Origin of the sequence: Shinella sp. HY16, assembly GCF_028534175.1 — a bacterium.
Taxonomy (GTDB): domain Bacteria; phylum Pseudomonadota; class Alphaproteobacteria; order Rhizobiales; family Rhizobiaceae; genus Shinella.
Window position 1 is genome coordinate 80791 of the sequence record NZ_JAHYXL010000009.1, and the last position, 21669, is coordinate 102459.

Below are 21669 nucleotides of genomic sequence, written 5' to 3' on the forward strand. Positions count from 1 at the left end.
TGACATGAACAGCAACATTCTCATCGTAGCAGCCGCCGGTATCGGCATCCTCGCCGGTGCTGGAGGTACTTATCTCATCATGCCGGAGCCAGAGCCGGTTGTTCGGGGCCCTACTGATGCGGAGATCGCAGCCCTTATCGCAGCCAATCCCTCCCTAATTCCCGAACCTCCGGCTCCTGTGCTTGAGATACCGACAGAAGAGGAGGCCCTAGCCGCATACCGCAAGGCTTATGCCCGCAACCCTCTGAGGACCGGCCGCGGTGAAGCCGATGTAACCCTTGCCTTGGGAGAGTGTGACGAGAATGCCAGCGGTCCAGGCGTATCATGCGTTGCGGCCATCAAGAGGAATCCAAACGCAGCTCCTCTCGATCGTGTCATTGGATTTGCCAAGTCTGCATCCGGCGAATGGGTTGCCACCAACTACTGATTTTAAGGCCAGATGCCTGTTGATCATCAATGCCCCGGCAGTGAGATGGAGCGTGAAAGAAGAAGCTCCATTTCTTCAGGGTTTAGGCTCCCCTTAGAGGCAATCAGATACCCTGCTACGTAAAGCAGCTTCTGATCTCTTTCATCCGGATCTAACGGCGCGTGCCTGATGACTTCCATACGCGCCTTCGCTTCTTGATCCATGTCAGCGCCGCCCTCGCTGTTGACGGCCGCCAGGTAGGCTGCCCGGTGACGTTCGACCTTCACGGACAATGGTTCGTTAGGTCGCAGCTCAAGCTTTTCTGTCATCTTTCCCTCTCCAAAAGCGCAAGCGATCACTCCTTGACCTCCCGAAATCGAAGGGAGGGCAGGAGCCCCGCTCCTGCTCCCGAGCTCGTGCGGAACAGCTGGAGAGAGGGGGACAAGCGCTAAACCGGAGGGGGATCACCCACCCGGGAGGGCCGAGACGGATTTCAGGGAAATGCGGCCGGTGCTGCAGGCCGCAAGCCGAAGCATGGGGAGACCGGTTTAGTGCTTGTGGGGGAGAGAGGGCAGAGCGCCTTTCTCCCCTCTCAGTGCGTTGAACAAAGTCGCCTTTCGGCCCCCAAACCGGACGAATGACAAGGCTGAATGAGCGTCATTCTCGGGCCAATTTCTATTCGTCGGCGGAGGCATTAGCTACGCACGGGCATTTTTTTGCTTGCCCTCAAGGCCTTTTGCCGCAATATTGCCACCATCAACCGGACCCGCAAGGCGGGTGGCTTCTCCGGGCGCCTATCCCCCGGCAACCAGCTAACTCCTGCCCATATCTCCTTCGATATCGCTGCAGCGAGTATTCCGATTGGAAATCCCCAATGACGAAGACGGCCTGATCACGCCATAGAACCGACGTCGATCACCATGGCGATTGCCGTGCTCAACACGCTCACAATCCGTGCGCGCGACGTCACTCACCCATTCACAATTGACCCGCCGCGCTGACGGACTCCCAAGCGTCGCCGGCATGGAGAACACAAACTTGAATCGCGATTTTATAGGAACCCTCAAAACCGAATGGTTCGGCAACATCCGTGCGGATGTGTTGGCCGGACTTGTCGTGGCGCTTGCTCTCATCCCTGAGGCCATTGCCTTTTCGATCATCGCTGGCGTCGATCCGAAGGTCGGCCTCTACGCCTCTTTCTCGATCGCCGTCCTCATCGCTTTCGTCGGTGGCCGTCCTGGCATGATCTCGGCTGCCACTGCCGCCACCGCTGTCCTCATGGTCACGCTGGTGCGGGACCATGGCCTCCAGTATCTCTTGGCGGCCACGGTGCTCGCAGGTCTGATCCAGATCGTCGCCGGCATTTTCCGCCTCGGCTATCTGATGCGTTTCGTCTCGAAGTCGGTGATGACAGGCTTCGTCAATGCGCTCGCCATCCTGATCTTCATGGCGCAGTTGCCAGAACTGACGAACGTGCCTGTTCTGACCTATATCCTGGTCGCAGCCGGCCTCGGCATCATCTATCTCTTCCCATACGTGACGAAGGCAGTTCCTTCGCCACTGGTCTGCATCGTGCTCTTGACTGCTCTTTCGATCTGGTTCGGCTTCGACATCCGCACCGTTGGCGACATGGGCGAGCTGCCCTCGACCCTGCCGATCTTCCTGATCCCGCAAATCCCGTTCAGTCTCGAAACGCTGATGATCATCCTGCCCTATTCGGTGGCAGTGGCAGCCGTCGGCCTTCTGGAATCGCTGATGACGGCACAGATCGTCGATGACCTGACGGACACGCCGAGCGACAAGAACCGCGAATGCGTGGGTCAGGGCATTGCCAACACGGCCACCGGCTTCATCGGCGGCATGGCGGGTTGCGCCATGATCGGCCAGTCGATCATCAATGTGAAGTCCGGTGGCCGTGGCCGCCTCTCGACCTTCTGCGCGGGCGTCTTCCTGCTGTTCATGATCCTGGTGCTGGGCGATCTCGTCAGTCAGATCCCGATGGCAGCGCTGGTCGCCATCATGATCATGGTCTCGATCGGCACCTTCTCCTGGTCCTCGATCAGGAACCTCAAGGGTCATCCGCGCTCGTCGTCGATCGTGATGATCGCGACCGTCGTCGGTGTCGTCTACACCCACAACCTCGCCATCGGCGTGTTGATCGGTGTGCTGCTGTCTGCTGTCTTCTTCGCCTGGAAGATCTCGCAGATCTTCCGTGTCACCTCGGCGGTGTCGGCTGACGGCATGCATCGCACCTATACGGTCGAGGGCCAGGTGTTCTTCGCGTCGGTCGACGATTTCAATAAGGCCTTCGACTTCAAAGAAGCCCTCGACAAGGTCACAATTGACGTCAGCCATGCCCATATCTGGGATATCTCCAGCGTCGCGGCTCTCGACATGATCGTCCTGAAGTTCCGTCGTGAAGGCGCGGATGTGGAAATCATCGGCCTCAATCAGGCGAGCGAGACCATCGTCGACAAGCTCGCCATCCATGACAAGCCCGGCGCTATGGAACGCCTGATGGGCCACTGAGGGAGGATCAAAAATGACAAGAATACTCGGACTGATCGACGGCTCGCCCTATGCCCAAAGCGTATGCGACCACATTGCCTGGATCGCAGGCAAGGCCGACGTGACGGTGGAACTCCTCCACGTGATCGGCAGGCGGGATCTCGCCTCCGAACCAGTCAACCTCAGCGGCAATATCGGCCTCGGTGCCCGCACCGCACTTCTCGAGGAACTGGCGGAACTCGATGCGCAGAAGGCAAAGGTTGCCCACAAGCGTGGGCGTCTTTTGCTGGACGAGGCAAAGGCCCGGCTCAACGAGGCTGGCGTTGCCAATGTCGAGACGAAGCTGCGCAACGGCGATTTGATCGACACCGTGTTGGAATTTGAAGCCAATGCCGACATCATCGTCATCGGCAAGCGTGGGGAGGGGGCGGATTTCGCCAAGGGCCATCTCGGCTCCAACCTGGAACGCGTCGTGCGCTCGACCCACAAGGCGATCGTCATTGCCTCGCGCGCCTTCAAGCCGGTCGCCAAGCTGCTGATCGCCTATGACGGCGGCAGCATGGCGATGAAGACGGTCGACCAGGTGTCCCGCAGCCCAATCCTGGACGGTCTCGGCTGCAAGGTGGTGATGGCAGGTGCGGACACAAGCGAAAACCGCAAGAAGCTCGATGACGCTGCGATCATCCTCAAGGCCGCGGGCTATGCCCCGGAAGTCGCACTCGTGCAGGGCGCGGCCGACAAGGTGATCTCAGACATGGTGGAAAAGGAAGGCTTCGACCTCCTCGCTATGGGTGCCTACAGCCATTCGCGGCTGCGCTCCCTCTTCATCGGCTCGACGACGACGGAAATGATCCGCTCCTGCAAGGTGCCGGTCGTCATCTTCCGCTGAGATCAGGACGGGCGGGCATGTTGCCCGCCCTCTTATCCGGAGGAAACCCATGAAGACCATCGAAGATCCCGATGTCGTCGAGCTGTTCAAGAACCGTCTTGAGCACGAGCTAGTTGAGACGGTTCGGCTGATTGACGAAAGCCGGGAGTATCGGGCTCCCATCGAGCTGGACCAACAGAGCGTCGGGCGTTTGTCCCGCATGGATGCCATGCAGAGCCAAGCCATGGCCCAAGATCTCAATCGCCGCCGCCAACACCGAAAGATCGCTATCGAGCGGGCCCTGTCTCGTATCCGGGATGACGAGTTCGGCTATTGCATCGCGTGCGGGGAGCCCATCGCGGTCAGGCGCCTGGACATAGACCCGACCTTTGAAGCCTGCGTCCGCTGCGCACCCTGACCACGCTGGTCGTCACGATTGCGAGGAGACATCATGTCGCGACAAACGAAGACTTTGTTCCTGATCGACGGTAGCCATTACGACCGCCTTCGCTCAGTCCTGGAGACCCCATTCGACCTGGGCAAGCTCGCCACTTTGGTCAACAACGGAACGCCAGCCGACCAGATGGTCTATTATCGAGACCTGCGCGACGGCAATGAGGCAGAGCGCCAAAGGTCGCTGCTCGGCTGGTTGGGACACAATGGTTTTGTGGTCAAAGGTCGCACGCACGGCGCGGGCGAACCGCGAGAACGCTACGGAACCAATCTGGTCGAAATCGCCGTCGATGCACTTCTGATGGCTGAGCCTGGCGATCATGTCATGATCCTCGCAAGCGATGCCAAGCTGGAGCCGCTGCTTGGTGCCCTGCGTGACTACGATATCAAGACCACTCTGATCTCGACGCTTGATGCACCCAACACGATTGCCCCGGCCTCGATCCTCATCGAGGCAGCGGGCACCTTCATCGATCTTCGGTCCATCATTGCGCAGTTGAGTCTCGATAAGACCACTGCCGACAGATCGGATTAGGTCAGATCGATTGCGGGTAGCGCGTCACTAAATGCTGCGCTACAAATGCAGCGCTCATCCGTTTCGATTACGTCTCGTCAACGTCCAGGTCTCGCCTCGGGCGCATATCTCCGTGGAACATGCATATGGTTCGCAGCTATTTCAATTTCGCCAGCGCCAACTGGCAGCAGCTTCTGTTCGGTGCGCTGTTGATGGCCCTCTCAAGCTTCGGCCAGACCTACTTTGTCTCCGTATCCGGCTCCTATTTCCGCGATGCCTTCAATCTGACCGATGGTGGGCTTGGAGCCACCTATGCCGCTGGAACCTTTGCCAGTGCGCTGACGCTGACATGGGCAGGCCGGCTGATCGACTATACGAGCGTTCGCCGCTTCACTTGGGCGGTGGCGCTGCTGTTGGCGACCGCTTGCGTGCTGGTTGCCATCAGCGCCAACTTCGTGATGTTGGCCGTCGCCTTCTATTTCCTCCGCCTCGGTGGACAGGGGCTTATGACGCACACGGCACTGACCGCGACGGCGCGCGCATTCCCGCAGGATGCCGGAAAGGCACTCGGGGTAATCGCGCTCGGTCTCTCCGTAGCGCAAGGTCTGTTCCCGATCGCCGGAGTGACCATGATGGAACAGCTCGGCTGGCGCACGGCCTGGGGGATCAATGCTGTTCTGGTTATCGCAGGCGTGGCGGTCGCTCTGATGTTCTTGCCGCGTCAGGGAGATAGGCCGATCCGAAGCCGGAAAGACCGTACCGATGCCAACGCAGGAAAGGCTCCGGCGGTCTGGCGCGATGCACGCCTTCTTCTCACCCTTCCGGCGATATTGGCCGGACCGTTCATCGTCACCGGCTTTTTCTTCCACCAGGCCCGTCTTGCCGAGCAGAAAGGCTGGGATCTGGCAACGGTGGCCGCCAGTTTCGCCGTATTCGCAATCGTGCAAGCGATCGCTTCGGTGGTCGTCGGCCCGGTGATTGATAAGGTTGGCCCGAGGAGGCTGCTCCCGTTCTTCCTTCTGCCGCAGGCCTTGGCCATGCTCTTGCTCGGAAACATCAGCGCGCCGTGGATCGCGCCTGTCTACATGCTGCTCATGGCAACTTCGATGGCACTTGCCTCGACCCTCGCCACCGCGCTTTGGGTCGACCTGTTCGGCCCGTTGGAATTGGCAAGGGTGCGTTCCTTCGTCGAGGCAGGTACCGTCCTCGCCAGCGGCGCTTCGCCGATCATCATGGGTCTGCTGATCGATGGAGGTGTTTCGCTGGAAAGCCAAGCGCTGGGATGTTTTGCCTACGCGCTGCTCGCATCAATGTTGGCCTCGACGGTCAAGCGGACGAGAAGCACGGAGCTTTGAGCGCGAGGTCCGCTGTCAGGACCACAGAAGGGAGCGGACTGTCTCCGGTCGGCCCCATTCAAGCTTCCAACCTCGAAGCAGGTCATGTCTCCTATTGGAGCTAGCGCGCCGTGGCGGCCACCGGCCCTTAGCGGACAAATGATTAGGTGTTCTGGGGCGCCAGCCTTCTAGGCAATCCATCATACACCGGCCTTAGCTCCTCTCTGTCGATAGCCAAGCCAGATGAGTGAGGAAGCGGCCAGGCCCAGCCAAGGGAGGAGCATGACGTTAAGCATCTGCCAGCCGAATGCCTGCAGCAAAGCGGCGGCACTCAACGATGAGGCAAGGCCGACTGCGAAGATGGTCATGTCGTTAGTCGCCTGTGCTTTGCCACGTTCGGTCGGCGTGTAGGTCGTCGTGACAAGCGTCGTCCCGCCTATGTAGAGGAAATTCCATCCGACCCCGAGGAACACCAAGGCACTGGCAAACGAGCTAAATCCTGTCCCGGTGAGCGTGAGCAGCACATGGCCGGCAAGGATCACTACGCCTGCCAGCATGATTTGAAGCACGCCGAAGCGAGCGATCAGCGATCCCGTGATGAAAGACGGTAGGAACATGCCAAGTACGTGAAGCTGGATCACCGTTGCAGCGGTTGAGAGATCGTGATGGTGGTGGACCATCGCAAGCGGCGTTGCGGTCATGGCGAGGATCATCACACCGTAACCGGTCGCCGCGCCGAACAGCGCCACCAGATAGGCAGGCTGCGAGACGATAGCCTGCCATGGGCGACCGGCCTCGGTTGCGCCGGAGACCTCTTTCGCCGCGGGGACCCGCAATCCTGAGAGGACGCCAGCGGCAATTAGCGACACGAGCGCCAGGAGCAGGAACGAGCCGGCATACTCAGCCGGAAACAAATCTGCGCCAAAGCGGCCAACCATCGGCCCCGCCAGCGCGGCTACCACGCCGCCGGCCAGAACCAGCGAGATCGCGCGTGGGCGGAACGCATCATCCGCGACTTCGCCCGCTGCGAAGCGATAGAACTGTGCAAACGCCTGGTAGTTGCCGATCAGAAAAGTGCCAAGGGAGAGCAGCATAAGCGAACCGATCCAGATGCCAGCTGCCCCAGCCGCGCCACCCGCCACGCCAAGAAGCGCACCTAGGACAAAGCCCGCCCGCCTACCGACGCGCGTCATCCACATCGATGCCGGGAAAGTCGCGGCCGCAGTGCCCAGGAACATGGCGGCGATCGGCATGGTAGCCAATTCGGGCCGTGACGCGATGTGGCTGCCAGCCAGCCCTCCAACCGTCATCACCATGACCGAGGCCGTCTGGAAGAGCGCCTGCGCGCTGGCGAGCAGGAAGACCTGCCTGTGCATCAATGAAGACGCCATCAGAATACCAGAACCTTGTCGGCGGCGATGGTATTAGCCGCTAGTTCGTCCATGGTGCTGCGGCGGGCACCGTCCATCATCTCGGTTTCGCTCAAGCCACGTGCGTCCATACAGGTGCCGCAAAGCAAGACCTCGCCCTTGCCGGAGACAACGCGCTTCAGCATCCGTTCCATATTGTAATAGCCATCTGGGGTCTTCTGCCCTGCCTTTGCGGCGACGACTGCATCGGCCATAAGAAACACCGTGACCAAGTTCGCTGCATTCGCCTTGGCGAGCGCGTGGGCCAGCCGCAACCCGTTGTAGCAACGTTCGGTGCCGTAGGGCGGATCGTTCAGGATGATCAGCGTCTTCATCTGCGTTGCCCCTCCCGGCGGCGTATGGTAATCTACAATCAATAACTATATTGAATGAAGTATCGTGACCTCGGACAACATGTCAATCCGCAATCCCAAGCAGGCGCTTTACGAGCAATTCGCCGCTGTCGCCAAAGCGCTCGGCAATCCGCAGCGGCTGGAGTTGCTCGAGCATCTGGCGCAAGGCCCCCGCAGCGTCGACGCGTTGGCGATGAAACTCGGCCTGCCGATTGCCAATGTTTCGCAGCACCTGCAGGCCATGCGTCGGGCGGGTCTCGTCACCTCCGAGCGCGACGGCAAGTTCGTCCATTACCAGTTGGCCGACGAGAGCGTGCTTGCAGCTTTCGCTGCCATCCGTCTGGTCGCCGAGACTCATTCAGCTGAGGTGGAGCGCGTGGTGCGCGGTTGGTTTGACCGTCATGACGATCTGGAGCCGGTCTCGCGCAACGAACTGGTCGCGCGCATGAACGATGGTCTCGTGACCGTCATCGATGTGCGACCCGCGGACGAATATGCGCTCGGCCATCTGCCTGGCGCGATCAATGTGCCGCTGGCCGAGCTCGAACGTTGTCTGCCTGAACTCCAGACTACTCGCGAGATTGTCGCCTATTGCCGTGGACCCTGGTGCGTCATGTCCTTTGAGGCCGTTGCTGAGTTGCGAAAGCACGGATTCACGGCTCGTCGCCTCGAGGACGGTTTGCCGGAGTGGAGGGCAGCAGGGCTTGCGGTGGAACAGGTTCGGGGGAACTGTTAGCGGCAGCTTTCTTTGAGCCGAGCGACCCTCCAGCCAAACACTGCAATGTCTATGATGTCGCCTTTTGGCGCGAAGCCGCCTTCTTGCCCTACGATGATGGGGCTTCTCTAAGGGCGCGATAAACGCTTGCCCGACCTATGTTCAGCGTCTTGGCAATTTCCGTTGGTCCCATCCCGTCAGATTTTAGTCGGCGGATCTCGGCAACATCAACATGAGGCTTCCTGCCTTTGTAGACCCCTCTGCTTTTTGCAGCGGCGATGCCTTCCATCTGTCTTTCTCTACGAAGGTTCGTCTCGAACTCAGCGAATACGCCGAGCATATCGAGGAAAGCTTTGCCGGCCGCCGAGCTCGTGTCGATCGGCTGTTCCGTCGCCTTCAGCGTCACCCCTTTTTGCTTGAGCAGCCGTACGATGTCCTGCAGATCCCCAACTGACCGCGCCAGACGATCGACCCGCGTTACAACCAGGCTGTCGCCGTCGCGCATGAATTCTAGAAGCGTGTTAAGCTCTCTCCGATCCTGCTTGGTCGATCCGGATTTCTTTTCCGCCCGGATGACCGTGCAACCGGCCGCCTTCAGAGCCGCCTCTTGAATCGCCAGATCCTGATCGATGGTGCTGACGCGCGCATACCCGTAAATTGCCATGAAACGTCTCAATAGGTTCTAGACCTTCAGTATGTAGCGTCTCATAACTTCAAAATCAACCCAAATGATACACTGTTATGTGTCTCACGCAGATTGTCTCAGGAGGTATACCCAAATAACACAACAACAGGTTCAACTTGGCAAAGGCTGGCGTTTTTGATTTGTAGTGCAGGCATGGGGGACGCAGTCGATGATTGAAGATACTACATTTCAGCCAAACCTAATTCGGCGTGTGCACAATCTTGCGCTTGGGCCGTCCACCCCATCAAATTCCTTGGTGCCGGTCTGGGAAGCGGTCTACAATGCTTTGCACGCCATCCAAGATCGTTTCGATGACGAGTGGGCTACGCGCGGAAGGATCGATATCTCCTTTTTAGAACTCGATTCGAACAATCCTTCCGTTGAAATTCGGGACAACGGAATCGGTTTAAACAGAGAAAACTTCAATTCTTTCAAGACGTATGATAGCGCCCATAAGGAGCTTCGCGGCGGCAAAGGGCTTGGCCGACTTTCTTGGCTGAAGGTCTTCTCGGAAGCGCATGTAGTCAGCCACTATGAGCAGGACGGCCAGCTTTTTCGGCGGTCCTTTACTTTGGTGCTGGACAACGACGTGCCTCTGGCAGACTTCAAAGTGGACGCCGTTAGTGGCGTTGAACCAGGGACGACAATTGTCCTGCGGCGGATGAAGTCTGCATACGCCAAACATTTTCCGACTAAATTCGACACCATCGTTCGGAAAGTGGTAGCTCACTTCCTTCCCTATCTCATTTCCCCGGTGCGACCCTTAATCACGATTGAAGGGCCAACAGACACTATCGAGCTTGCCGCTTATCTTAAGGAAAAGGAGGAGGCACTGAGTTCCATCTCGCTTACCGTGAGCGATGAGGTCACAGTAAAGCTAGAACATAACCTCCTTGAAAAATCCGTCGTCGAGGGAAAGGCTGCTCACAAGATCTATCTTGCAGCTCATGGTCGCGTGGTAACCGAGTTTGATATCGGGCTCGCCCTCGGGCTGGTAACTTACATCGAGAGAGAAGGCCGATCATACGCCTATGCAGGCGTGCTCTCGGGTCCGATATTCGACAGTTCTGTGAACTCTGAACGTACTGCCTTCGACCTCGACGCCGAACTCCTTGAGACGATCAAGCGGAAGACGTTCGAAGCCATCAGAGATGTTCTGCGGGCACCTATTGAACGTGTCATCCAAAAGCAGGCGGATATTACGAAATCCGTGATTAAGAAGTATCCACGGTACTCGTATCTCGTTGACGATCCGAAAGATTTTGTCGTCTCAAGCGTGCCGCGAAACTTTCGTACGGCCGAGCAGATTTACCAACAACTGGCCGTTCTCGACTATCGTGATAACCGCGACATCGAGCGCAAAGTCGAACTTTTCTCCAGAACACAGCCACGAGAAGAAGACCCTGTGGAAGAAGGTGTCACAGCGTTGCTGGGTCGCCTAACCGATCATGAGAAATCGGTTCTCGCGGATTACACTGTCCGGCGTAAGATCGTCCTCGATCTCTTAGAAAAACGCCTTCAGTATAAGCCTGATGGAACTATGAGGCATCATTCTGAGGAAGCGCTTCATAGCTTTGTCGTTCCGATGAGGGTCACCAACAAAGAAGTGCATGTTGATAAGCACAATCTTTGGATCGTCGACGACAAGCTGACCTACTACGAATATTGGGCTTCTGATAAGGCGCTGAAGAAGATCGTCGCAGAGCATACTTCGTCGGACCGGCCTGATGTGCTGCTCTTCGCAGGGCGCTCCGCCTACCACAGACCTGGAACTGATCAGCCCGTTGTCATTGTCGAGTTCAAAAAGCCAGTGCGCAACGACTACGACGAGGAAGAGAATCCTTTCGTACAGATCTACGGTTATATCGAGGATCTGCAGAACGGCCGCATCTTAGACAAGAATGGCGGGCAAATTCAGGAGGTTACTCAGAACACTCCGTTCTTCTGCTACATCATAGCTGATTTCACTCCGAACATGCGTCGATGGATTAAGCTTGCTCAGATTAACGTGCCCCTTCCAGGCGGGGGCGGTTTCTACGGCTATAACGCCGACTACCGATGCTTTGTGCAGGCGCTCAGCTATAAATATGTCCTGAAGGACGCCCGTTTGCGAAACGAGGCCTTTTTCAAGCAACTAAAGATATAGGGGCTTTGAGCCAAGGAAACTTAGGCATGTGCGGCCGTTTCACGAATACGATGACTTGGAGCGAAATTCACGCCCTCTACAATATCCACGCGGAGGCTCCGCCTCCGTCGAACATGCCGGCGCGCTACAACATCGCGCCGACGCAAAGCGTCTATTTTGCCCACAAGGACAAAGCCGGTGAGCTCGAAATCGACTACGGGCGCTGGTGGCTCGTGCCCTTCTTCGCCAAGGAATTACCGAAGGCCGCGATGTTCAATGCGAGGATCGAGACCGTCGACACTTCCGGGGCATTCCGAGAGCCCTTCAAGTCGAAGCGCTGCCTCATCCCGGCTGATGGTTATTTCGAATGGACGACCAACGAGGAGGACGGGAAAAAGGACCCATGGCTGTTGCAGCTCCCGGAAGGCCAGCCCTTCTCCTTTGCCGGGCTTTGGGCACATAACGACAAGCTTGGCATCACCAGTTGCACGATCATCACCGCGCCGGCGGTCGACCATATCGCTCACATTCACACGCGGATGCCCGTCATGCTGGGACCATCAGCCTATGATACTTGGCTGGATGCTTCAGTGCAGGGTGCCGACGCGAAAGCGTTTCTCCTTGAACACCAAATCGACAGCCAGCTTGGGTTTTACCGCGTAGGCCGTGAGGTGAATTCATCCCGCTATGATGGGATGGACACCAAGATGCCCATACTCAACTCTCTCTAAGGGCAAGACCGGATGGCTCAGTTTTCGCCTTACGTGATCAAAGCCCTGACGGATGTCATCACCGGGGGCGTCGGCCAAGGCCCCGAGATATCTCCGCCGATCGGAATCTACCGCTCGGGTCCAAATATCGAGCGCTTTTTCATGGATTGCGGCTTGGATATGAGAATCGGCGCTAGTTCGAGGTTGCCTGCAACGATGGACTTCCTCCGCCAGATTGCCGGTCAATGGGATGCTGACGAAAAGCTGAGGCGAGTTATTCAGAAGGTCTCGGATCCGCGTGAGTACCTTAGTGATCCGACGAGGGCGATCGCAGTGCAGGAGCACTTGAACGCCGCTCTTGCAGCCGATGGCCTTGCGGTGACGACCGTCAATGGCAAAGCCGAGGTTGTGACGCGAGGAACTGCAGGAGTCGTTGTTACTGCTTTCACGGAAACCGTCACACGACTCGATTTCGACACGGTGCAACTGGACATCAGCCGTGCCCTTAAGAGCGCCACCGAGGATCCGGAGGATGCGGTTACTTCAGCATGTTCCCTCGTGGAAGCAGTCTGCCGATCTATCCTGATTGAGTTGGGCCTACCGCTCCCCGCTAAGAAAGATATCGATGGGCTCATTCGTGCCGTTCAGGAGCCGTTGGGACTGTCGCCGGGCCGATCGGGCCTGCCGCCTGAGATCGAGAACGACATTCGCCAAATCCTGAGCGGACTGACTTCTGTCGCAAAGGGCATCGGCGCCTTGCGCACACACGCCGGCGACGCGCATGGGCGGGAGAAGGGACACCGGCGGATCGATGCAAGGATTGCTCGATTGGCGATCAATTCGGCAAGCTCGCTCGCTCTCTTTTTGATCGAGACGTGGGAGCTGAAACAGCATCGCACTCTGTTGCTGAAGGGAACATCATGATCACTCGAACTGTGACGCTATGTCTTGCCGGGCAGTTGATGTCTATCTTTTCGACACCGCAGGCTCATGCAGATCAAGCTGATGATTTCGCTCGATTTTGGGCCGCTGTTTTAGCCGTAGAAGATCGTTGCAATGATTTCTATTCGATCACTGATGCCACCATGGGCGGCCATTTGACAGCCGAGGAGTACAAGCGAGCATCCGATGCAGTTGAGGACCTTCGTCCGAAAATGGCAAAAAGCCTTTCTGCGCTTTCGTGTCAGGCTGCCGCAGAAGCGGTTGCGGATCTAGGCGGCCTGCCTTTTTTGAAGGTATGGGAGCGTCGCTGATGGATCTTCGAAGAAAAGGCTACACGCAGGTCGTGCTTGTAGCGGTTCTCGTGACCCTGAGCGGCTGCAATGGCAATCTTACCATCGCGCCCTCTGTCACAGCATTATGTGACGCCGAGGCCGCACAGAGTTTGATGGGCAAACCCAAACCGGCAGACGAAGCGGCTATGCAGCGGACCGGCGCCAAGACGGTTCGCCAGATCCAACCTGGCGATATGGTGACCCAGGACTTCCGCGAGGATCGGGTGACGATCGAGACTGATCCGGCGTCGGGTCGGGTCACGCGGGCCACCTGCGGCTGATTTATCTGTCGCCAAAGAAAAAGGGCCAGCGGTAGCCGCGGCCCTTGAGGTGTGAAGGTCTAAGCCTCCAGAGGGGAACGATCGACGCGGCGGCTGGGAGGACCCGCTTTGTCGATCAAGATTCCATATGGGGAAGCGATAGGCGGCCTGCAAGCTGCTCAATCTGCATTCCGGTTCTAAGGGGCTTTCTCTTCTGGTGAAGTGCTGCGAGCTTCAGCCTGACGGCTGATGCTTCACATGGGCCTGCGCTGCCTTACGCACCATGTCACTACAGGCCAGCTGCCTGAATACGTGAGATCTATCTGTCATCGCGGCCCCTCCGCCGCCAGAACGCCGCGAGGAGTCTCAAGTTCCGATCTGAAGTAACGGACAGATACGGGGAGGTAAAATCTCTCTCAACATCAACCATTACACCGACAAGGGAGGGTCCGCGTCAATGATGCGCGGTTCCCCCATGTGTGGACGGCCCGTGGAATGCAAGACTTTTGTATCGATGGATCGGTCAGGTTCAGTCATGTGTCCGGCCTTCTATCGTGGCATTGTAGCCACTGGCCCTGATGAAGTCCGCGGATGGAGAGCCAATCAATTTGTCGAGCTCAAGGCTCTGGGGGAACCTAGGCTTTGCTCCATCCCCGGTCCAACCGGTTCGCCATCATTACTCAGTCCTTCATTCCTCCGGTCGACGATTGCCGAGCCGGATTCCTTCAAACGGCTGCGTGCCGGTAAGTCTCCTCTCTTCTCAGAAGAGCCCACGCGACGCGGGCGGTCTTGTTTGCGATCGCTACCGACACCATGCGTGCCGGTTTGCGCTGCAAGAGCTTCGCGATCCACGGGAATGATGGAGCATCAATGCGCGCTCGTCGTATGACGGCAGTGGCGCCGACTACCAGCAATCGTCGGATTGTCCGATCGCCCTGCTTGCTGATCCGCCCTAGCCTCTGCTTTCCGCCACTACTATTTTGTCGCGGCGTTAAGCCAAGCCAAGCCGCGAACTGTCGCGCTGATTTGAATTCCTCGGCATTTCCAACCGAAGCCGCGATTGCTGCCGCGGTGAGAAAGCCGACGCCTGGGATGGTCATCAGCCTCCGAGCGGCAGCTTGGTCCCGGCACCACTGCATTATGGTGCGATCAAGCTCGGCGATCTTATTGCTCAGCTCTTCTAGCTGCATCTGAATGTGCTTGAAGGGTTGCCACGACGGTTCAGGAAGATGGTCTTTCGCGACGTGTAAGGCTTCGAGGGCAGCTTTCAGCCCGAACTTTCCTTGGGGCGTGATAATGCCGAATTCGGCCAAATGGCCTCGGAGTGCGTTGATCAGAGCTGTTCTCTGCCGCACGAAAAGATCTCGAGTTTTGTGCTGCATAAGAAGAGCCTGACGCTCGCAATTTTTCACCGGTACGAAACGCATGGTTGGACGGGTGACTGCCTCGCAAATCGCTTCGGCATCTGCTGCATCGTTTTTCCCGCGCTTCACTAATCACGAGGTCGTCGTAATGCGGAGGAGCGCGGCCTGATCGGCGGATTTTCGCTGTTTTCCGATCGGCTTGCTTTGCATTATTCGGTGCCGAACCTCTGCGGGTCAATCGACCAACAGAGGACTCGCCAATGCCCTATATCCGTCACGAACTAATTGCCGCACTCAATTCCTCCCTTATCAGTCAGCGATACAGCCCGGTCGTGGTGAGGAATTACTGCACCTACGCATCTGGATTTCTCGATTATCTGGGACAGCGGGGCATCCTGGTCGCAGACGTGATCGACGTGCAGGTAGAGCAATACCTGCGGCACGCGATCGTAAAGTTCGAAAAGGAGCGTGGTCGACGTCCCGGCGCACGCTGGCACGAGGTTCCGCGCTCCGGAATTCATGCGCTGTTGCGACTTGCTCACGGTCAATGGCCGCCAGCAATCGAGCCTATCTGCGCGGCCGATGTGGCCCGATTTGCAGTTTGTGACGAATACGAAATCTGGCTGCGTGAGGAACGCGGGTTGGCTCGCTCCAGCGTCGCAGCGCTGATGTGGGAAGCCCGGAACTTTCTTGCCTGGCAGATCGATTACGGAAGCGGCGGCTTGGCGGGGCTGAGCGTCGTTGACGTAGACCGTTACATGGATCTGCGCGCGCCGAAACTGACGCGCTGCTCGCTGAAGTCTGTCGCAGAGCGGCTTCGCTCGCTGCTGCGATATCTCCACATCACGGGTCGCGTCACAACGGACCTGTCAGGGCATGTGATAGCTCCGACGCTTTATGCATATGAAGGAGTGCCCTCAATCCTGGAGCGAGACCAGATCGCCGCGGTGCTGGAAACCGCGAGGGCGGACAAGACGCCAGCGGGGCTGCGGGACCATGCAATCCTGCAACTCCTTGCAACATATGGGCTACGGTCTGGAGAGATCCGCAATCTGCGGATCGAGGACATCGACTGGCGGACGGAAGCCATCCATGTTCGCCACCACAAGACGCGGGCCAGCACATCGCTGCCCCTGATGGAGCCGGTCGGTGAAGCGTTGCTTGCTTATCTGCGTTCCGGGCGGCCCGTGACGGACGCCAGGGAAATCTTCCTCCGCACGCGCGCGCCCTATCGCAAGCTCGACAAGCTTTACAGCGTGGTTCGCCGGTGGCTCCGTGACGCTGGTGTCCAACCGCCTGGTAAGTGTGGACCCCATATCTTCCGCCATGCGCGCGCTGTTGAGATGTTGCGGGTCGCGGTGCCTCAAAAGGTCATCGGCGACGTGCTGGGGCACCGTTCGACGGGATCGACGGCTCCCTACCTCAAGCTCGCCACCGAGGACCTCAGGGCCATTGCGCTTGACGTGCCGGGAATGGAGGTGCTGGCATGACCGCCCGCTGGCCCGATCCCGACCGCGCGATCATTGACCGCCATGTCGCGATCCTTGATCTGCACAGCATGAAAAGCCGAGCCTGTTATCGGCAGGTCCTGCATGGCTTCCAGGATGTGGCCGAACGTTACGATGCACTCGGTCAGGAAGTGCTGATTGCGTGGCTGCGTAAATCGGCCGAATGCTGGGCAGCGACGACGCGGCTACACCGCACCCGCATCATTGACCGGTTCCTCGAACGCCTGGTGGAAATCGGCGCGATCGAACGCAATCCCGTCACCGCTCTGCGAGATGCGTGCAATATCAAGCAGTGCATGCCCATCTGGCGGGCATTGGCGTCGCGGGATCCGGAACAGGCTCTCGCCGAACTGCGCCAGCCCAGGCCGTTCGGCAGCGTGCTGGGCGAAATGATGGCTGAGCATGTCGCGATGATGCGGCGCAGAGGATACAAATACACTTCGCAGCCCCTGTTGCTCTTGCGGTTCGACCGGTTCCTGCAGCTGCATCCGGGACCGGAGGCCGAACCGCTGAGCGCCATGGTTGATCGATGGGCGGCAACGAATGTCACGCGTCACCAAGTGGAGGAATGCGAAAAGCTCAAACGCGTCTTTGCGAAAATCCTTCGTCACCGCGACCCGTCGATACCTGTGCGGCGACCGGACCCGAGACCGAGGAAGGAGGCGGCCAGGCAATGGCGAAAGGCTCATATCTACTCGCCTGCCGACGTGCGGCGGATGCTCGAGGTTGCCCGCACCTATCCGTCTCCACGGGTGCCGCTTCGGCCGCTGAGCATGTACACAATGCTGCTGCTGGCCTATTGCGCAGGCTTGCGGCGCGGCGAGCTTGCCCGGCTCGATCTTGGTGACGTTGACCTGCGGGACGGTACGGTAACCGTCCGGCAGACCAAGTTCTTCAAGACTCGGATACTGCCGCTTCCCGACAGCGTTGTAGTCGAGCTTCGCGCCTACGTCGATGCACGGCGTCGTGCCGGTGGATCACAGGACGCGCGCTCCGGCTTGTTCTGGCACGAGCGAGGCGACGGTCACTACACGCCGGAAATGATCACGTGGTTGCTCTCTGACGTCATACGTCGCGCTGGGTTGAAGCCATTGCGAGGAAAAGCGGGCCCTCGCGTTCATGACCTGCGCCACTCGATGGTCGTGAACAGAATCCTGGAATGGTACCGGACGGGTGTCAACCCGCAGGATCGCCTGCCGTTCCTCGCGACCTATCTCGGCCATAGGGATATCAACTCTACATTGGTCTACATCACCGTCACGCAGGAGCTGCTGCATTACGCGAATGAGCGGTTCCGGGCAGTTGGCGCACCGTGCCTCAGCATGGGGCAGGAGATGCGGCCATGAGCAAGGTTGACCGGTTCCCGGCCCTGCTGCGCGCGTTCTTCTACGAATGGCTGGTCGAGCAGCGCAACGCATCCATCCATACAGTCCGATCATACCGCGATACCTGGCGGTTGTTGCTCCGGTTCGTCGCCCAGCGTACTGGGAAGAAGGTGGCTATGATCACGCTGGCCGATCTGGCCGCCAGCGAGGTCGCCGCGTTCCTCAGTCACGCCGAACATGACCGTGGCGGTACGATCGGCACGCGCAACTGCCGGCTTGCGGCGATCCGCAGCTTCTTCCACTTCGTGGCCACAAGGGATCCTGGATCGATCGCGCAATGCGTGGAAATCCTCAACATACCGATCAAGCGCGCTCCGGTGTCGGAACCGAGCTATCTGGATCCGGCGGAAGTGACGGCGATCCTCGCTCAGCCAGATCGTTCGACCATTGAGGGCATGCGGGATCATGCGCTGCTCTCGTTCCTCTACAACAGCGGCGCACGAATACAGGAAGCGCTCGACCTTTGCCCAGAAGCAATCCGGTTCGAAAGCCCGAGTTGCGTGCGTTTGACCGGTAAGGGACGGAAGGAACGTATCTGTCCGCTCTGGCCAGAAACCGTGATGTTGCTGCGGAAACTGCTTGAACGGCAACCACGGGCGCCCGACCAGCGGCTGTTCGTCAACCGCTATGGCGAGCCGCTCAGCGCCTCCGGGGTCCGGTTCAAGCTCGCCGCCTACGTGAAGGCGGCGGCCGAAACCATGCCAACGCTGCGTGCCAAGCACGTAACGCCACACGCCTTCCGGCACGCCACCGCCGTGCACCTCATCTCGGCCGGCGTCGACATTACGGTCATCCGAAGCTGGCTCGGTCATGTCAGCCTCGACACGACCAACCACTATGCCAGGGCCAATCTGGAAACGAAGCGGAAAGCCCTGGAAAAGGTCGCCGTTCCAGCCACACCCGGCAGCCAGCCATCCTGGAAGCGCGATGCCAGCGTGCTCGCCTGGCTCGACACACTCTGAAATAATGCGGAGGAACATCGACAAGAACGGCGAAAATCCGCCGATCAGGCCGCGCTCCTCCGCATTACGACGACCTCGTGATTAGTCAAGTTATGCTCACCTCGCCATAACTTCACATACGGCTTTACATATACCGGAGGCATAAGCTTCACATCGAAGCCCAAGGCACCGAGTTCCCTCGCCCAGTAATGTGAAGTCGAACAAGCTTCCATGCCGACGAGGCAGGGTGGCAACTGCTCGAAGAAATGCAGGAGCTGATTTCGGCGGAGCTGCCGCCGGACAATAACATTGCCGACGTCATCGATAGCATGAACTTGAAACACGTTCTTGGCCAGATCCAGGCCGACGACAGTGATCTTCTCGAAAGTCATGACACGGTTCCTTCTCTGAGTTGCGCAGAATGATCTTAGCATCTCGCGCGACGGGTTCGGAGGGCCGTCCACATCATCAATTTCGCCGCTGCGCAACGAAATCGGCTCCCCCACGCCCCGCAGGCCGCCTACGGCGGTCATTGACCCAAACCCTCCCTTGTCGGTCCCGCACCTTTGTTTTCACTCAAAGGAGCCGACGATGACCACTTACGAACACATCAACGAACTGCGCGCCGAACTTGCAGCGTCAATCGACCAGGCCGAGCGTCAGCAGATCGCAGTCGAGCTGGCGGCGGCCGAAGCGAAGTTTGCCGAAGAAGAGGCCGCATTCGATGCGCTGATCAGCGCCGAGCCGCCCCACTAGGGCGGCTCAAAGGCATGCTCCAACCGACTTAATTCGGTCGCTGGTCAAGATCGAGCTGAAGCGGGTTGATGTCGTCGATCTGCGCAAGTGCCGCCAAGACCGCCTCCTTGCTAACTCCGTTATTCCATATCATTTCGGACAGGTGTTCCTGGAGCATTCCAATGCGTGCGGCATGGCTTTCAGCCTCATTCCAATCAAGGTCACAGGCACCAGCGGACATTGGATATTCGGCATCATTCTGACCGCGTTGGACGACGATCAAGCGTCCTTGTCGCGGATTCCCGCTGTAGAGGTCATCATCCACCGGCATCCAAAGAAACATCGCATCTTCCAGCTTCATAGGCATCTCCTGAAGGCATTAGCGCAAGCATTTGACTACAAGGATTATCCCGCCCTTACCAGAGGCAGTTCCTTGACATTGGTTGTGTAGCGCGGCGATCGACGGTCAAACTTGGTTTGCCAGTCGCGCTTGATGCCGGCAGAGGCCGGGATAAGCGAGCCACGCCCAAATTTCCCATTGACCGCATCCAGGGCTGTCATCAGCCGTTCCGACTGGTTACGGTCCCGCGCATCGAACAGGGGCCGCGGCTGTGACTCCGCCCGCACCAAATCGTTCATGATGATGCCGGCCTTTGCGTAGCGATGGCCGTCCCTGAAGATCTTGCGCGCTCCGCTCTGAGCAGCCCGGATCAGATCAAAAGTATCGTTCGAAGCCTCGGGGAAATGGACCGTTGTTTGAGCCGAATGCGGTTTGTCACTCGAGTTGAAGCGCGACGTATGCATGAAGACCGCCATATGTGTCGCCTCAAGACCATGCCGGCGCAGCTTCTCTCCCGCCCTCATCGCATAGGCCGCGACTGCCTCAAGCAATCCGGCCAGATCCGTAACCGGCGTTCCAAAGGATCGGGTTACGGCGCAGCCCTTCCGTTGTGGCGGCACGTCTTCAAGCGGCAGGCATGAAATGCCCTGCAGCTCCAGAACAGTCCTCTCGCCCACCACGCTCAGGAGATTGCGGGCAAGCCGCGCATCAACGCGAGCCAGGTCGCCGGCCGTCTCAATGCCCAGGCCGAATAGTTTTCGCTCTGATGCCGATCCGACGCCCCAAACCTCCCCAACCTCGACGCAATCGAGCCAGCGTTGCCTAACGGCTGCATCTGTCAGGTCGCAGACGCTGCCAAGCTCCGGGTTCTTCTTTGCAACGTGGTTTGCGAACTTCGCCAGTGTCTTGCTCGGGCCAATGCCGACACAGGTCGGGATCCCGGTCCATTGCTGAACCGTGGACCGAAGATCGCGTCCGAAGGCGACGCGATCGGCGGGCCTGATGTCGGTCATATCCAAAAAGCTTTCATCGATTGAATAGACCTCAACATCCGGAGACCATTGCCGATAGATCGCATTCAGCCTGGCGCTCATGTCGCCATAAAGGGTGTAGTTGCTGGAGTAGACCGCCACATTATTGTCACGACAGAGATCGCGGATCTTGAAGTAGGGTTCGCCCATACCAATGCCGAGCGCCTTGGCCTCCGCCGTTCTGGCAACGGCGCATCCGTCGTTGTTGGACAGAACAATCACCGGCCGCTTTGCGATAGCAGGGTCAAAGACGCGCTCGCAGGAGCAATAGAATGAGTTGCCGTCAATCAGCGCGAATGAGGTCATCCCTTCTTCCTCGGTCGCAGCCAGTGGACGTTGCAAAGTGCGACACCCCAGATCTCGACTTCCGCGATCTCCGGAAGGTCGAACAGCGGCATGTCCGAATTCTCAAACATCAGCCGCGGACGACCACCCGTCATGCGCAGCCGCTTCAATGATCGCTCGCCGTGCACGGTCGCCACGACGATATCGCCATCGACCGGCCGCACGCTTCGGTCGACCACGATCAGATCCCCATGGAAGATCCCGGCGTCTCGCATCGAATTGCCGTCGACCTTCCACAGGAAGGTTGCCGGCGGGTTCCGGATCAGGAGCTTGGTAAGGTCGATGGACTCTTCGACGTAGTCATCTGCGGGTGATGGAAAGCCGGCGCATAACCCGTGGAGCATGAGAGGCACATAGATTTCTGCCTCGATTTTCAGGCCGGCGAGCATTCAATTCGATCCTTTCA

At 58.5% G+C, this 21669-nt stretch carries 23 protein-coding genes, 2 pseudogenes and 1 other annotated feature; of the genes and pseudogenes, 16 read left to right on the forward strand and 9 right to left on the reverse strand.

The annotated features are described in order from the left end of the window. Positions 1-4: 4 nt before the first annotated feature. Positions 5-427: a hypothetical protein gene (locus K0P03_RS34590; protein WP_272792162.1), complete on the forward strand. Its 423-nt coding sequence runs from the start codon at positions 5-7 to the stop codon at positions 425-427. A gap of 26 nt (positions 428-453) precedes the next feature. Here the strand turns inward: K0P03_RS34590 and K0P03_RS34595 are convergent, their stop codons facing one another. Beyond that, positions 454-735, reverse strand: coding sequence for a hypothetical protein (locus K0P03_RS34595; RefSeq protein WP_272792163.1), 282 nt, complete (start codon positions 733-735; stop codon positions 454-456). A 430-nt stretch (positions 736-1165) separates the two neighbouring features. After that, positions 1166-1217 (forward strand) — a sequence feature (sul1 is cis-regulatory element that is thought to sense ions involved in sulfur or methionine metabolism; They are found in Alphaproteobacteria). Positions 1218-1429: 212 nt separating this feature from the next. Between K0P03_RS34595 and K0P03_RS34600 the strand changes: the two genes are divergently transcribed. The 5 genes from K0P03_RS34600 (at position 1430) to K0P03_RS34620 (ending at position 6104) form a co-directional block, all read left to right on the forward strand. After that, on the forward strand, positions 1430-2935 hold the full coding sequence (locus K0P03_RS34600; RefSeq protein ID WP_272792164.1) for a SulP family inorganic anion transporter: 1506 nt from the start codon (positions 1430-1432) through the stop codon (positions 2933-2935). Positions 2936-2948: 13 nt separating this feature from the next. Next, a complete protein-coding gene (locus K0P03_RS34605) occupies positions 2949-3803 on the forward strand; it encodes a universal stress protein (protein WP_272792165.1) in 855 nt (284 codons plus the stop codon). 49 nt (positions 3804-3852) lie between these two features. Further along, positions 3853-4200, forward strand: coding sequence for a TraR/DksA family transcriptional regulator (locus K0P03_RS34610; RefSeq protein WP_272792166.1), 348 nt, complete (start codon positions 3853-3855; stop codon positions 4198-4200). 33 nt (positions 4201-4233) lie between these two features. Next, on the forward strand, positions 4234-4770 hold the full coding sequence (locus tag K0P03_RS34615) for an NYN domain-containing protein (protein WP_272792167.1): 537 nt from the start codon (positions 4234-4236) through the stop codon (positions 4768-4770). Positions 4771-4895: 125 nt separating this feature from the next. After that, positions 4896-6104, forward strand: coding sequence for an MFS transporter (locus tag K0P03_RS34620; RefSeq protein WP_272792168.1), 1209 nt, complete (start codon positions 4896-4898; stop codon positions 6102-6104). Positions 6105-6283: 179 nt separating this feature from the next. Here K0P03_RS34620 and K0P03_RS34625 read toward each other — a convergent pair whose 3' ends face one another. Further along, positions 6284-7474: an MFS transporter gene (locus K0P03_RS34625; protein WP_272792169.1), complete on the reverse strand. Its 1191-nt coding sequence runs from the start codon at positions 7472-7474 to the stop codon at positions 6284-6286. Then, on the reverse strand, positions 7474-7827 hold the full coding sequence (locus K0P03_RS34630) for a DsrE/DsrF/TusD sulfur relay family protein (protein WP_272792170.1): 354 nt from the start codon (positions 7825-7827) through the stop codon (positions 7474-7476). Before K0P03_RS34630 ends, K0P03_RS34625 begins: the two co-directional genes overlap by 1 nt. A 79-nt stretch (positions 7828-7906) precedes the next feature. Here K0P03_RS34630 and K0P03_RS34635 point away from each other — a divergent pair, with 79 nt between their 5' ends. Then, positions 7907-8581, forward strand: a complete 675-nt coding sequence (locus K0P03_RS34635) for an ArsR/SmtB family transcription factor (protein WP_272792202.1) — start codon at positions 7907-7909, stop codon at positions 8579-8581. An 88-nt stretch (positions 8582-8669) separates the two neighbouring features. Here the strand turns inward: K0P03_RS34635 and K0P03_RS34640 are convergent, their stop codons facing one another. Next, positions 8670-9224 carry a recombinase family protein gene (locus tag K0P03_RS34640; RefSeq protein ID WP_272792171.1) on the reverse strand — a complete coding sequence of 185 codons (555 nt, stop codon included), beginning with the start codon at positions 9222-9224 and terminating at the stop codon, positions 8670-8672. A 190-nt stretch (positions 9225-9414) separates the two neighbouring features. Here K0P03_RS34640 and K0P03_RS34645 point away from each other — a divergent pair, with 190 nt between their 5' ends. From K0P03_RS34645 to K0P03_RS34665, 5 genes are read left to right on the forward strand one after another with little or no spacing between them, the layout of a single operon-like run. Then, positions 9415-11391, forward strand: coding sequence for a hypothetical protein (locus tag K0P03_RS34645; RefSeq protein WP_272792172.1), 1977 nt, complete (start codon positions 9415-9417; stop codon positions 11389-11391). Positions 11392-11417: 26 nt separating this feature from the next. Further along, entirely contained in the window at positions 11418-12101 is a 684-nt protein-coding gene (locus K0P03_RS34650; protein WP_272792173.1) for an SOS response-associated peptidase, read from the forward strand. Positions 12102-12113: 12 nt separating this feature from the next. After that, entirely contained in the window at positions 12114-13004 is an 891-nt protein-coding gene (locus K0P03_RS34655; protein WP_272792174.1) for an abortive infection family protein, read from the forward strand. Beyond that, entirely contained in the window at positions 13001-13333 is a 333-nt protein-coding gene (locus K0P03_RS34660) for a hypothetical protein (RefSeq protein ID WP_272792175.1), read from the forward strand. The genes K0P03_RS34655 and K0P03_RS34660 overlap by 4 nt, the downstream gene beginning before the upstream one ends. Continuing rightward, positions 13333-13635 (forward strand): I78 family peptidase inhibitor, encoded by a 303-nt coding sequence (locus K0P03_RS34665; RefSeq protein ID WP_272792176.1) that lies wholly within the window; start codon positions 13333-13335, stop codon positions 13633-13635. The genes K0P03_RS34660 and K0P03_RS34665 overlap by 1 nt, the downstream gene beginning before the upstream one ends. Positions 13636-14339: 704 nt before the next feature. Here K0P03_RS34665 and K0P03_RS34670 read toward each other — a convergent pair. After that, positions 14340-15107 (reverse strand): annotated as a pseudogene (locus K0P03_RS34670) (IS110 family transposase); the annotation flags it as partial. A 131-nt stretch (positions 15108-15238) separates the two neighbouring features. On the opposite strand from K0P03_RS34670, the gene K0P03_RS34675 reads away from it, so the two are divergent. The 3 genes from K0P03_RS34675 to K0P03_RS34685 are packed head-to-tail and all read left to right on the forward strand — an operon-like array spanning position 15239 to position 18833. Continuing rightward, positions 15239-16468, forward strand: coding sequence for a site-specific integrase (locus K0P03_RS34675; protein WP_269704327.1), 1230 nt, complete (start codon positions 15239-15241; stop codon positions 16466-16468). Beyond that, positions 16465-17832 carry a tyrosine-type recombinase/integrase gene (locus K0P03_RS34680; protein ID WP_272790526.1) on the forward strand — a complete coding sequence of 456 codons (1368 nt, stop codon included), beginning with the start codon at positions 16465-16467 and terminating at the stop codon, positions 17830-17832. The genes K0P03_RS34675 and K0P03_RS34680 overlap by 4 nt, the downstream gene beginning before the upstream one ends. Next, positions 17829-18833 (forward strand): site-specific integrase, encoded by a 1005-nt coding sequence (locus K0P03_RS34685; RefSeq protein ID WP_269704331.1) that lies wholly within the window; start codon positions 17829-17831, stop codon positions 18831-18833. The genes K0P03_RS34680 and K0P03_RS34685 overlap by 4 nt, the downstream gene beginning before the upstream one ends. Positions 18834-18943: 110 nt before the next feature. Here K0P03_RS34685 and K0P03_RS34690 read toward each other — a convergent pair. Beyond that, positions 18944-19204, reverse strand: a pseudogene (locus K0P03_RS34690) (IS110 family transposase); the annotation flags it as partial. A 199-nt stretch (positions 19205-19403) separates the two neighbouring features. Between K0P03_RS34690 and K0P03_RS34695 the strand changes: the two are divergent. Further along, positions 19404-19568, forward strand: coding sequence for a hypothetical protein (locus K0P03_RS34695; RefSeq protein WP_272792177.1), 165 nt, complete (start codon positions 19404-19406; stop codon positions 19566-19568). Positions 19569-19596: 28 nt separating this feature from the next. Here K0P03_RS34695 and K0P03_RS34700 read toward each other — a convergent pair whose 3' ends face one another. From K0P03_RS34700 to K0P03_RS34710, 3 genes are read right to left on the reverse strand one after another with little or no spacing between them, the layout of a single operon-like run. Continuing rightward, positions 19597-19908 (reverse strand): hypothetical protein, encoded by a 312-nt coding sequence (locus K0P03_RS34700; RefSeq protein ID WP_272792178.1) that lies wholly within the window; start codon positions 19906-19908, stop codon positions 19597-19599. 44 nt (positions 19909-19952) lie between these two features. Next, complete coding sequence (locus tag K0P03_RS34705) at positions 19953-21224, reverse strand: Y-family DNA polymerase (protein WP_272792179.1); 1272 nt, start codon at positions 21222-21224, stop codon at positions 19953-19955. Next, positions 21221-21652 carry a LexA family protein gene (locus K0P03_RS34710; RefSeq protein WP_272792180.1) on the reverse strand — a complete coding sequence of 144 codons (432 nt, stop codon included), beginning with the start codon at positions 21650-21652 and terminating at the stop codon, positions 21221-21223. The genes K0P03_RS34705 and K0P03_RS34710 overlap by 4 nt, the downstream gene beginning before the upstream one ends. Between the last annotated feature and the right edge of the window lie 17 nt (positions 21653-21669).

Coding starts and splice junctions, on each gene's coding strand:
- K0P03_RS34590 (WP_272792162.1), top strand. CDS start 5: ATGAACAGCAACATTCTCATCGTAGCAGCCGCCGGTATCGGCATCCTC.
- K0P03_RS34595 (WP_272792163.1), bottom strand. CDS start 735: ATGACAGAAAAGCTTGAGCTGCGACCTAACGAACCATTGTCCGTGAAG.
- K0P03_RS34600 (WP_272792164.1), top strand. CDS start 1,430: ATGGAGAACACAAACTTGAATCGCGATTTTATAGGAACCCTCAAAACC.
- K0P03_RS34605 (WP_272792165.1), top strand. CDS start 2,949: ATGACAAGAATACTCGGACTGATCGACGGCTCGCCCTATGCCCAAAGC.
- K0P03_RS34610 (WP_272792166.1), top strand. CDS start 3,853: ATGAAGACCATCGAAGATCCCGATGTCGTCGAGCTGTTCAAGAACCGT.
- K0P03_RS34615 (WP_272792167.1), top strand. CDS start 4,234: ATGTCGCGACAAACGAAGACTTTGTTCCTGATCGACGGTAGCCATTAC.
- K0P03_RS34620 (WP_272792168.1), top strand. CDS start 4,896: ATGGTTCGCAGCTATTTCAATTTCGCCAGCGCCAACTGGCAGCAGCTT.
- K0P03_RS34625 (WP_272792169.1), bottom strand. CDS start 7,474: ATGGCGTCTTCATTGATGCACAGGCAGGTCTTCCTGCTCGCCAGCGCG.
- K0P03_RS34630 (WP_272792170.1), bottom strand. CDS start 7,827: ATGAAGACGCTGATCATCCTGAACGATCCGCCCTACGGCACCGAACGT.
- K0P03_RS34635 (WP_272792202.1), top strand. CDS start 7,907: ATGTCAATCCGCAATCCCAAGCAGGCGCTTTACGAGCAATTCGCCGCT.
- K0P03_RS34640 (WP_272792171.1), bottom strand. CDS start 9,224: ATGGCAATTTACGGGTATGCGCGCGTCAGCACCATCGATCAGGATCTG.
- K0P03_RS34645 (WP_272792172.1), top strand. CDS start 9,415: ATGATTGAAGATACTACATTTCAGCCAAACCTAATTCGGCGTGTGCAC.
- K0P03_RS34650 (WP_272792173.1), top strand. CDS start 11,418: ATGTGCGGCCGTTTCACGAATACGATGACTTGGAGCGAAATTCACGCC.
- K0P03_RS34655 (WP_272792174.1), top strand. CDS start 12,114: ATGGCTCAGTTTTCGCCTTACGTGATCAAAGCCCTGACGGATGTCATC.
- K0P03_RS34660 (WP_272792175.1), top strand. CDS start 13,001: ATGATCACTCGAACTGTGACGCTATGTCTTGCCGGGCAGTTGATGTCT.
- K0P03_RS34665 (WP_272792176.1), top strand. CDS start 13,333: ATGGATCTTCGAAGAAAAGGCTACACGCAGGTCGTGCTTGTAGCGGTT.
- K0P03_RS34675 (WP_269704327.1), top strand. CDS start 15,239: ATGCCCTATATCCGTCACGAACTAATTGCCGCACTCAATTCCTCCCTT.
- K0P03_RS34680 (WP_272790526.1), top strand. CDS start 16,465: ATGACCGCCCGCTGGCCCGATCCCGACCGCGCGATCATTGACCGCCAT.
- K0P03_RS34685 (WP_269704331.1), top strand. CDS start 17,829: ATGAGCAAGGTTGACCGGTTCCCGGCCCTGCTGCGCGCGTTCTTCTAC.
- K0P03_RS34695 (WP_272792177.1), top strand. CDS start 19,404: ATGACCACTTACGAACACATCAACGAACTGCGCGCCGAACTTGCAGCG.
- K0P03_RS34700 (WP_272792178.1), bottom strand. CDS start 19,908: ATGAAGCTGGAAGATGCGATGTTTCTTTGGATGCCGGTGGATGATGAC.
- K0P03_RS34705 (WP_272792179.1), bottom strand. CDS start 21,224: ATGACCTCATTCGCGCTGATTGACGGCAACTCATTCTATTGCTCCTGC.
- K0P03_RS34710 (WP_272792180.1), bottom strand. CDS start 21,652: ATGCTCGCCGGCCTGAAAATCGAGGCAGAAATCTATGTGCCTCTCATG.